The sequence below is a fragment of the Streptomyces virginiae genome (genome assembly GCF_000720455.1).
In the GTDB taxonomy this organism is placed as follows: Bacteria; Actinomycetota; Actinomycetes; order Streptomycetales; family Streptomycetaceae; genus Streptomyces; species Streptomyces virginiae.
In genome coordinates, this window is sequence record NZ_JOAK01000027.1 from 71190 (window position 1) to 79985 (window position 8796).

8 protein-coding genes are annotated in these 8796 nt (G+C 73.2%); 5 read left to right on the top strand and 3 right to left on the bottom strand.

Translation table 11 applies throughout. The features are described 5' to 3' along the window. Positions 1–62: 62 nt before the first annotated feature. Together IG86_RS0131000 and IG86_RS0131005 are read right to left on the bottom strand one after the other, a co-directional pair. Positions 63–1994, bottom strand: a complete 1932-nt coding sequence (locus tag IG86_RS0131000) for an AAA family ATPase (RefSeq protein WP_030830449.1) — start codon at positions 1992–1994, stop codon at positions 63–65. Between the two features lie 389 nt (positions 1995–2383). Continuing rightward, positions 2384–3019: a uridine kinase family protein gene (locus IG86_RS0131005; protein WP_030901342.1), complete on the bottom strand. Its 636-nt coding sequence runs from the start codon at positions 3017–3019 to the stop codon at positions 2384–2386. A 109-nt stretch (positions 3020–3128) separates the two neighbouring features. On the opposite strand from IG86_RS0131005, the gene IG86_RS0131010 reads away from it, so the two are divergent. From IG86_RS0131010 to IG86_RS0131030, 5 genes are all read left to right on the top strand, one after another. Next, positions 3129–4496, top strand: a complete 1368-nt coding sequence (locus IG86_RS0131010; protein WP_030901344.1) for a peptidase C39 family protein — start codon at positions 3129–3131, stop codon at positions 4494–4496. 98 nt (positions 4497–4594) lie between these two features. Further along, the gene (locus tag IG86_RS0131015) at positions 4595–5026 is read left to right on the top strand and encodes an SPW repeat protein (RefSeq protein WP_030830457.1); all 432 of its coding nucleotides are present in this window, start codon (positions 4595–4597) and stop codon (positions 5024–5026) included. Positions 5027–5174: 148 nt separating this feature from the next. Then, positions 5175–5333, top strand: coding sequence for an SCO1431 family membrane protein (locus IG86_RS42585; protein ID WP_107051963.1), 159 nt, complete (start codon positions 5175–5177; stop codon positions 5331–5333). 92 nt (positions 5334–5425) lie between these two features. After that, a complete protein-coding gene (locus tag IG86_RS0131025; protein WP_045936646.1) occupies positions 5426–6115 on the top strand; it encodes a TetR/AcrR family transcriptional regulator in 690 nt (229 codons plus the stop codon). 146 nt (positions 6116–6261) lie between these two features. Beyond that, positions 6262–7434, top strand: a complete 1173-nt coding sequence (locus tag IG86_RS0131030; protein WP_030830471.1) for an acyl-CoA dehydrogenase family protein — start codon at positions 6262–6264, stop codon at positions 7432–7434. Positions 7435–7456: 22 nt separating this feature from the next. Here the strand turns inward: IG86_RS0131030 and IG86_RS0131035 are convergent, their stop codons facing one another. Continuing rightward, positions 7457–7663: a hypothetical protein gene (locus tag IG86_RS0131035; RefSeq protein ID WP_051785519.1), complete on the bottom strand. Its 207-nt coding sequence runs from the start codon at positions 7661–7663 to the stop codon at positions 7457–7459. Between the last annotated feature and the right edge of the window lie 1133 nt (positions 7664–8796).

An 8796-nucleotide genomic window follows, 5' to 3' on the forward strand; every position in this document is an offset into this window, starting at 1 on the left:
CCGAGACCGGGACGGAGAGGGGCCGGAACCGCCGCGCGGCGGCAGGTCCGGCCCCGCCGGGGTCACAGGGGCGGCTCCGGCCGCTCCTGGGGCCCGCGGCCCGACAGGACCTCCCCGTACGCCTGCATCAGGTCCGGCAGCCGCAGGGTGGCCAGGTCGTCCCGCGACGGCTCGCCCGCGAATCCCGCCAGCCGCAGGTCCCGGTACGCACAGCTCTTCTCGTACAGGGTCCGCAGGAAGCGGCCGTTGCCCAGCTCGTCGATCCAGCCCTGCTCCACCACGTGCCCGCTGATGCTGCGCAGCTCCTCCAGGGCCTCCTCGTCCCAGTGGTCCCCGTTGGCGTCGGCCAGCACCCCGCCGATCGCGGTCAGCTCCGGCGGCCGGTAGCTGGGGAAGTCCACCCGCGTGGTGAACCGGGACGACAGCCCCGGATTGGCCGCCAGCAGCCGGTCCATCCCCGCCGGGTAGCCCGCCAGGATCACCACCAGGTGGTCCCGGTTGTCCTCCGCCCGCTTCAGCAGCACCTGCAGCGCCTCGTCGCCGTACGCGTCACCCTTGCTGTAGCCCGTGTTCGACAGCGAGTACGCCTCGTCCACGAACAGCACCCCGCCGATCGCCGAATCGATCAGCTCGTTGGCCTTCACCGCGGTCTGGCCCAGGAACTCGCCCACCAGGTCGGCCCGCTGGGCCTCGACCAGATGGTCCCCGCCGAGCAGCCCCAGCGCATAGAAGACCCGGCCCAGGATCCGGGCCACGGTGGTCTTCCCGGTGCCCGAGGGGCCGGAGAACACGAAGTGCCGCTTCGGCGGCTGCACCGGCAGCCCCTGACCCGCCCTCAGCCGCGCCATGTGCAGTTGCGCCGAGAGGGCCTTCACCTGCCGCTTGACGGGCTCCAGGCCCACCATCCGCTCCAGCTCCGCCAGCGCCTCGGCCAGCGCCGCCGGGTCGGACGGCCCCGTCGGCAGCCCCTCCGCCGAGCCCTGCGGCGGGACGGGCACCTTGCGCCGTACGCCCTCCGTCCGGCCCGGCGGGGGAGGCGGCGGACCCAGCGGTTCGGCGCCCGCCTGACCGTCCGCGGCGATGTCCTGCACGGGCCCGCCGCCCAGCGGGCCGCCGCCCAGGGCGACCGCCGCGAAGTCCCCGCCGACCGGCGACGGGCCGTGCCCCACGTAGCCGCCGTACCCGGAGTACCCCGCCAGGCCCGCCAGATCGGCCATGCCGTCGGTGTCGTCGCCGTCCTCGATGGCCGTCAGCCGGGCCGCGGTGTCCATGAACGAGGGATCCACCCGGTGCACCGCCCGGTACAGCGGCAGCGCCGCCGCGCTGCGCCCCGTGCCCTCGTGCGCCCGGGCCAGCCAGTACCGCAGCTCCTTGCGCTGCGGCTGCTCACTGCGGCAGCGCATCAGCGCCGCCGACAGCATCGGCTCCGCCTGCCCGTACATCTCCAGCCGGACCCGCGCCATCCCGCCGAACAGCCCCGCTTCGATCCCCAGCAGCGGATCGTTGACCAGCGGCTCGGTGTGGCGGACCAACTGCTCCCAGTCCTTGACCAGATAGGCCCGGCAGGCGTGCAGGAACCGCACCTGCGGATCGGTGTCCACCGGCGGCAGCGCGGCGAGGGCCTGGTCCAGCTCCGGCACGTGGCGGCCGTCCAGCCAGTGCGAGGCGTGGGCGAGCAGCAGGTCCCGCCGGTTCTCCAGCACCGGCTGCACCCACCAGCCCAGCCAGTACCAGGAGTTCAGCGTCCTGCGGTGCCGGCTCCGCTGTTCGCCGAAGCGGTCCCGGTGCGCGTACATGCGTAAGAGGGCGTTGCCCGTGTCGACCCGGAGCGCGTGCAGGCCCAGCCACGCGTCGGCCATCGAGGGGTCGAGCCGCACGGCCGTCCGGAACTCCTCCTCGGCCTGCGGGTAGGCGCCCATAGTGCAGGCGTCGACCCCTCGCAGCCAGGCGAGTTCGGCCGGGGCGTGCATGCTGCCCGGCGTGCCGAAATCCATCACGTCCCCCACAAGCCTGCCCCGTGGTGCGCGGCAACCCCCGCTTCGAGCGCGCGAGTTGTCCGGTGCCCCCGCCTGGCGTCGCTGAAATCAGGGCTGCATCGTACCTGCGCTTTCGCACCTTACGTAGGGTGCGGGGGGCCCGGTTCGGGTGGGCACCCCGGGCGTGCGCGGTGACACAGGGTGAACGTCCGGGGTCCGCGTGGCCCGTGCGGCACCCCTGCGGAGGGTGTTCGCGGGCAGAGCGAAGCCCCCGATCACGGGGGAACAATCGGGGGCTTCGTGTGCGCGGCGGCCCTCAAAGGCCCCGCATTGAGAACGTAAGGCCGCCGCGGGCCCCGGGTCAAGCGGGTCGGCGCAGGCCCGGCGGGGCGGAATTCCGGGGCCGTTCAGGCCCGGGGGAGTTCGTCACCCTCGGTCACGGAAGTGGGGGTTCCAGCCGTCGCTCCGGTCCCGGAAGTCCACTCGTATCCCGTACCGCTCTGGCGTACCAGGGTGCCGGCGAAGGGGCGCGAAGGATCACTGGAGAAGTGCGCGTGCTCCGCGCGCTCCCACCCGTCCCAGAAGTCGGACAGTTCACGCCCGTCCCGGCGCCGGCCCCGCGTCCAGGACTCGGCGCGCGGAGTCTCCATCCACAGCAGCCGGGCCAGGTGCGGGCGCAGCGCCCGCCGACCCGCCCCGACCCCCTCCACCAGCAGCACCGGCGCCGGCTCCAGCACCCGCTCCGGCCCGAAGCGGCGCTCCACCCAGTCGTACGGGGCCCAGTGCGCCGGCCGCCCGCCGGCCAGGGGGTCCAGCACCTGAGCGCGCAGCCGCTCCTCCCAGCCGAACAGCTCCTCGTGGCTGGCCACGTCGTCCAGGTGCAGCACGGGCGCCCCGCCCAGCGCCTCGGCGAGCCGCCCCGCGAAGGTGCTCTTCCCGGACCCGGCGTGCCCGTCGATGCCGATCAGGCGCACCGGGCCGAGGGAACACGGCAGGTCGGCGAGCTCCCGCGCGAGTGACTCAAGTGACTGGTGTGACTCCACCCGACCAGCGTAGACAAGCCCGACACGACCCGTGGCTTGGGCCTTCGGCCGCCGGGAACCTGGAAGGGTGACACCACCGAAGCGCCGACCCACCCGGGGGGACCACGCGATGACCGCACCCACGCCACGCAGGGCCGTACTCGTCGCCGCACTCGCGGTCGTCACCGCTGCCACCGCCGCCTCCGTCCCCGGCGGCGGCACCCCGGCCGCCGCCGCCCCCGCCCCCCGCGCGCAGGGCCGTAGCGTCGACAACCGCTTCTGGTACTCGTACGGCCACTGGCGGGCCGGCACCCACCGGGGCACCACGGCCGTCGCCGGCACCCGCCCCGGCCTGCGCATCCAGGCCGCCGCAGGCCGCACCGAATACGCCGACCCGCACACCGGCCGCAAGAGCACCTGGGAGTACGCCACCTGGACCTCCCCGCTGCACCGCCCCACCGTGCCCGCCACCGAAGCCGTCGCCTCCTGGAACGCCCACACCCCGGACGGCACCTGGATCCAGGTCGAGCTGCGCGCCACCTACACCGACGGCGCCGCGACCCCCTGGTACGTGATGGGCCGGTGGGCCTCCGGCGACGCCGACATCCGCCGCACCTCGGTGGACGGCCAGACCGACGGCCGGTCCACCGTCTGGACCGACACCCTGGCCCTCGACGCGCCCGCCGCGGCCGACGGCCTGCGGATCAGCGGCTGGCAGCTGCGCCTGACCCTCCACCGCCGGCCGGGCGCCGCCGACGGCCCCACCGTGTGGCTCGCGGGCGCGATGGTCTCCGACGTCCCCGACCGGTACACCGTCCCCGCCTCCCGCCCCTCCGGCACCGCCCACGAGCTGAAGGTCCCGCGCTACTCGCAGCAGATCCACCTCGGGCGCTACCCCGAATACGACAACGGCGGCGAGGCCTGGTGCAGCCCCACCTCCTCCCAGATGGTCATCGAGCACTTCGGCCGCAAGGCCGACCCCGCCGCCCTGGCCTGGGTGAACCCCACCTACTCCGACCCGCAGGTCTGCCACGCGGCCCGCTCCACCTACGACGCCGCCTACAAGGGCTGCGGCAACTGGTCCTTCAACGCCGCCTACGCCGCCACCTACGGCGGACTCGCCGGAGTCGTCACCCGCCTCGCCTCGCTGACCGACCTGGAGACGGTGGTGCGGGCCGGCATCCCCGTCATCGCGTCCACCTCCTTCCGCGCGGACGAACTCACGGGCGCGGGCTACGGCACGGCCGGCCACCTCATGACCGTCGTCGGCTTCACCGCCGCCGGGGACGTGGTCGTCAACGACCCCCACGCGCACGACAACCCGTCCGTCCGCCGCGTCTACCGGCGCGCCGAGTGGGAGAACGTCTGGCTGCGCACCAAGCGCACGGCCGCCGCCGGGAAGGTCGCCTCCGGCAGCGGCGGGGTCTGCTACCTCTACGCCCCCGCCCTCCCGGCCCCGGCCCAGATCCTCGCCCTGCGGACCGTGGGCGTGCTGTGAGGAAGCGGCGAAATTGCCCGTTGACCAGGCGGGCAGGATGAGCGGAATATTATGGGGTAAATGGCACATAAAGGCTTCTCGGTAGGAGGCGGCCCGCCATGACCACCCATCCCAGCATCGAGCACCACCCCGACCTCGCCGAGATGCGCACTCGGTTCGAGCGGGTGACCAGCACTCCCCGCGCGCAGGCCGTCGAAGCGCTGGCCCTCATCACCGGTCTGTACCTGGCCGCCTCGCCGTGGATCGCGGGATTCAGCGTCCTGACCCCGCTGGCGATCAACAACCTGATCGTCGGCCTGGCGTTCTGCCTGTGCATGGGCGGTCTGGGATCCGCCTACGAGCGCACCCACGCCATGGCGTGGACGGCGGTCGTCCTGGGCGCCTGGACGATCATCGCCCCCTGGGCCATCGCCGGTGAGATGGACGTGACCCGCTCCGTGGTCAGCAACGTGATCACCGGCTGCGTCGCCCTCTGCCTCGGCCTCGCGATGGCGGCCATGGCCGGCCGCAACCGCGACACCCGGGCCTGACACGGAAGGCGGCGCCGGACAGAACCGCCGCCGGGCCCCGACCGCACCGCGCACCCGCCGGAGCGGCCGGGGCCCGGCGGCGTGACGTGCGCCACCAGTGACCCACGTCTCTACCGCAAATGTGGCGAACGCTGGCACATTGGACACCATGACTGCCGACACCGCCGCCCCGACCGCATCCGCACCCGCCGGGAACCTCGTTCGCACCGGGGGCCCCAAGGAGGACTCCGCCTGGCTGGAGCACGTCCTCGGCTGGACCCTCGTGGTCGTCGTCGCCATGTTCGTCACCCAGGTGGGCTGGTTCTGACGCCTGCGCGGTGACCGCCGGCCGGCCCGGCCGCAGCACACCGGTCTGCCATACTTCCGGCATCCTGTGGCAGTTCGAGGCTGGGGCCGGACGTGAACAACAGTCAACAGCGCGCAACGACCGGACGCTCACAGGTACGCAGGGCCGAACTCATGGCCATCGGCCGCAAGTTGTTCGCCGACACCTCGTACGACGCGCTCTCCATGGACGACATCGCCAAGCACGCGGGCGTCGCCAAAGGGCTGATCTACTACTACTTCAAGAGCAAGCGCGGCTACTACCTCGCCATCGTCGAGGACTCCGTCGCCGGGCTCCTCGCCCGCGCCGACGGCGACACCGGCCTCCCCGGGGCCGAACGCGTCCGCCGCACCATCGACGGCTACCTCCACTACGCCGAGCACCACCACGCCGCCTACCGCACCATCGTCACCGGCGGCGTCGGATCCGACGCCGAGGTGCTCGCCATCCGCGACGCCGTGCGCGAGGAACTGGTCGCCGCCATCGCCGAAGGCGCCTACGGCCACCGCGACCTCCCCCCGATCGCCCGCCTCGCCCTCGTGGGCTGGCTCTCCGCGGTCGAAGGGACCACCCTGGAATGGATCGGCGGGCCGAGCGCCCCGGACCGGCCCGGACGCGCCCGGCTCGGAGCCCTGCTGGTACGCCAGCTACGCGCGACATTGGCGGTGATCGAGGAATTCGCCCCGGAGTGTCCGGCACCTCCCCCTGCCGAAGGGGCGTTCGAAGTGGCTGATGATCTTGCCCCGGTGACGGGAAGCCCCTGATCGGGCATACTCAAGCCGCCGCAGCCGCTGAACAGCCCCTTCCGTGACCCGGGAGGGAACCACCGGCTGCACAGAGCCCGAGACCCGGCGGCGCGTCCCACACCTCGCGCGTCGCCGCCGTGCCCGAGATGGAGGAGAGCGCCGCCATGACCGACCGCGCCCCGCAGCCGGTGGACCGACAGCTGCCCACCGAGGAGTCCCGCGACCTCCTCGCCCTCGTACGCGAGATCGCCCAGCGCGAGATCCGCCCCCGGGCAGCCGAGGAGGAGGACGCCGGACGGTTCCCCCGAGAGGTCTTCACCCTGCTCTCCGAGGCCGGACTGCTCGGCCTCCCGTACCCCGGGGACCACGGCGGCGGCGAGCAGCCGTACGAGGTCTACCTCCAGGTCCTCGAAGAGCTGGCCGCGGCCCGCCTGACCGTCGGCCTCGGCGTCAGCGTGCACTCCCTGGCCTGCCACGGCCTCGCCGGCTACGGCACCAAGGAACAGCAGGCCGCGCACCTGCCCGCGATGCTCGGCGGCGGTCTGCTGGGCGCCTACTGCCTCTCCGAGCCGGCCGCCGGCTCCGACGCCGCCTCGCTCACCACCAAGGCGGTCCGCGACGGCGACGACTGGGTCATCACCGGCACCAAGGCCTGGATCACCCACGGCGGGGTCGCCGACTTCTACACCGTCCTCGCCCGTACCGGCGTCGAGGGCCCCAAGGGCATCACCGCCTTCCTCGTCCCCGGGGACGCGGCCGGCCTCACCGCGGCCGTGCCCGAGAAGAAGATGGGCATGAAGGGCTCGCCCACCGCCCAGCTGCACTTCGACGGCGTACGCGTACCCGACTCCCGCCGCATCGGCGAGGAGGGGCAGGGCTTCTCCATCGCCCTGGCCGCGCTCGACGCGGGACGGCTGGGCATCGCCGCCTGCGCCATCGGCGTCGCCCAGGCCGCGCTGGACGAGGCGCTCACGTACGCGCTGGACCGCAAGCAGTTCGGGCACCCCATCGCGGACTTCCAGGGGCTGCGGTTCATGCTGGCCGACATGGCCACCAAGATCGAGGCGGGCCGGGCGCTGTACCTCGCGGCGGCACGGCTGCGGGACGCGGGCAAGCCGTTCTCCCGGCAGGCGGCCATGGCCAAGCTGTTCTGCACGGACGCGGCGATGGCCGTCACCACGGACGCGGTGCAGATCCTCGGCGGCTACGGCTACACGGCGGACTTCCCCGTCGAGCGCCTGATGCGCGAGGCGAAGGTGCTCCAGATCGTCGAGGGCACCAACCAGATCCAGCGCATGGTCATCGCCCGCCACCTGGCCGGACCCGAGACGCGCTGACGCGGGTCCGCCGCCGGACGGGTCAGTACAGCCCGCTGCTCGTGGAGGGCCAGACCGGGGAGGACGTGAGCCGGGACCACTCCGGGTCCCGCCGGCCGGGCAGGGTGCGGCCGGCGTCCGCCCACCGGGCCAGCAGGTCGCGGTAGATCGGCGGATCGGGCGCCTGCTGCTCGCGCAGCGGCTCACGCTGAAGCGGGCGCTGAACCGATTCTTCGAAATGCGGCGGCATCGGACGGCGCCTTCGGCCCGTTGAAGACTGAAGCGTGCTCATGCACGGCCAACGCGGGACCGGAGCCACGGGTAATCGCCCCGGCCCTACGCCTATCCGTTCGAGGCTTCCCCGGGGCCGGAGCGGGCGCGGGTACGGGTGCCCGCGCACTCGGGGCCTCCACCCCCGCGGCCCCCCACCCTTGCCCGGCGGCTGCCCACCCACCCAGGGGCGGCGTTTCGGCGGGGGCGGCCGGATGGTGCGGGGCGGCTTCGGGGGGCGGGGCACGCGGACTCGGCGGTCAGAGACGTCCTGGGGGTTTCCCGTCAGTCCCATCGTCTCTCCGCGTCGGGCCGGTCCCTCAAGGGCGCTCCCTCCGGTCGCGTCGCTTCGCGATGGCCTTCGGCCACCCTTGACCGCCCGTCCCGCCACGGACATACGAGGACAGCCGGGAACCCCCCAAAGGAACGGGCCGGTTCCAGATTTCAGGGACGGGGCGTCGGAGGGGCGCGGCGGCGGCCGGGGGCGCATCAAATCGCTACGCGCTCCTGCGAGACGGCGCCTGCGAGCCCCGTGGGCCGGACATAAGCCGCCACCAATCGCTACGCGCTCCTGCCGGACGGCGCCTGCAAGCCCCTGTGGCTGGGCATAGGCCGCCATCGATCACCACACACGCCCCCATCACGCGTCCGCGAGATGTCCGGGGCTGGGCATAGGTGAGTGCGCGCCTCACAGAGCCTTCAATACGCCCCAATTACCCCTGTTTGCGCCTGCGGGTGGGATCGCACCGTGGTCTTGGTGGGGGTTGGCATCGGCTGAGCCGATGGATCACCCTCCCGCCCCCCGTATCGCCCCTCTCAGCCCCAGACGAGGGCCGGACGCCCTCGTGCAGGAGCGCGTAGTGATTAGTGGCGGCCTATGTCCAGCCCAAGGGGCTCGCAGACGCCGTCTCGCAGGAGCGCGTAGCGATTGGTGGCGGCCCTTGCCCAGCCCACGGGGCTCGCAGACGCCATCCGGCAGGAGCGCGTAGCGATTTGGGGCGCCCTGGGCTCCGCCCGCGCATCTCCGACGCCCCGTCCCTGAAATCTGGAACCGGCCCGTTCCTTTGGGGGCTTCCCGGCAGTCTTTCGGATTTCCGTGGCGGGACGGGCGGT

Coding starts and splice junctions, on each gene's coding strand:
- IG86_RS0131010 (WP_030901344.1), top strand. CDS start 3,129: ATGACCGCACCCACGCCACGCAGGGCCGTACTCGTCGCCGCACTCGCG.
- IG86_RS0131015 (WP_030830457.1), top strand. CDS start 4,595: ATGACCACCCATCCCAGCATCGAGCACCACCCCGACCTCGCCGAGATG.
- IG86_RS0131035 (WP_051785519.1), bottom strand. CDS start 7,663: ATGCCGCCGCATTTCGAAGAATCGGTTCAGCGCCCGCTTCAGCGTGAG.
- IG86_RS0131000 (WP_030830449.1), bottom strand. CDS start 1,994: ATGGATTTCGGCACGCCGGGCAGCATGCACGCCCCGGCCGAACTCGCC.
- IG86_RS0131030 (WP_030830471.1), top strand. CDS start 6,262: ATGACCGACCGCGCCCCGCAGCCGGTGGACCGACAGCTGCCCACCGAG.
- IG86_RS42585 (WP_107051963.1), top strand. CDS start 5,175: ATGACTGCCGACACCGCCGCCCCGACCGCATCCGCACCCGCCGGGAAC.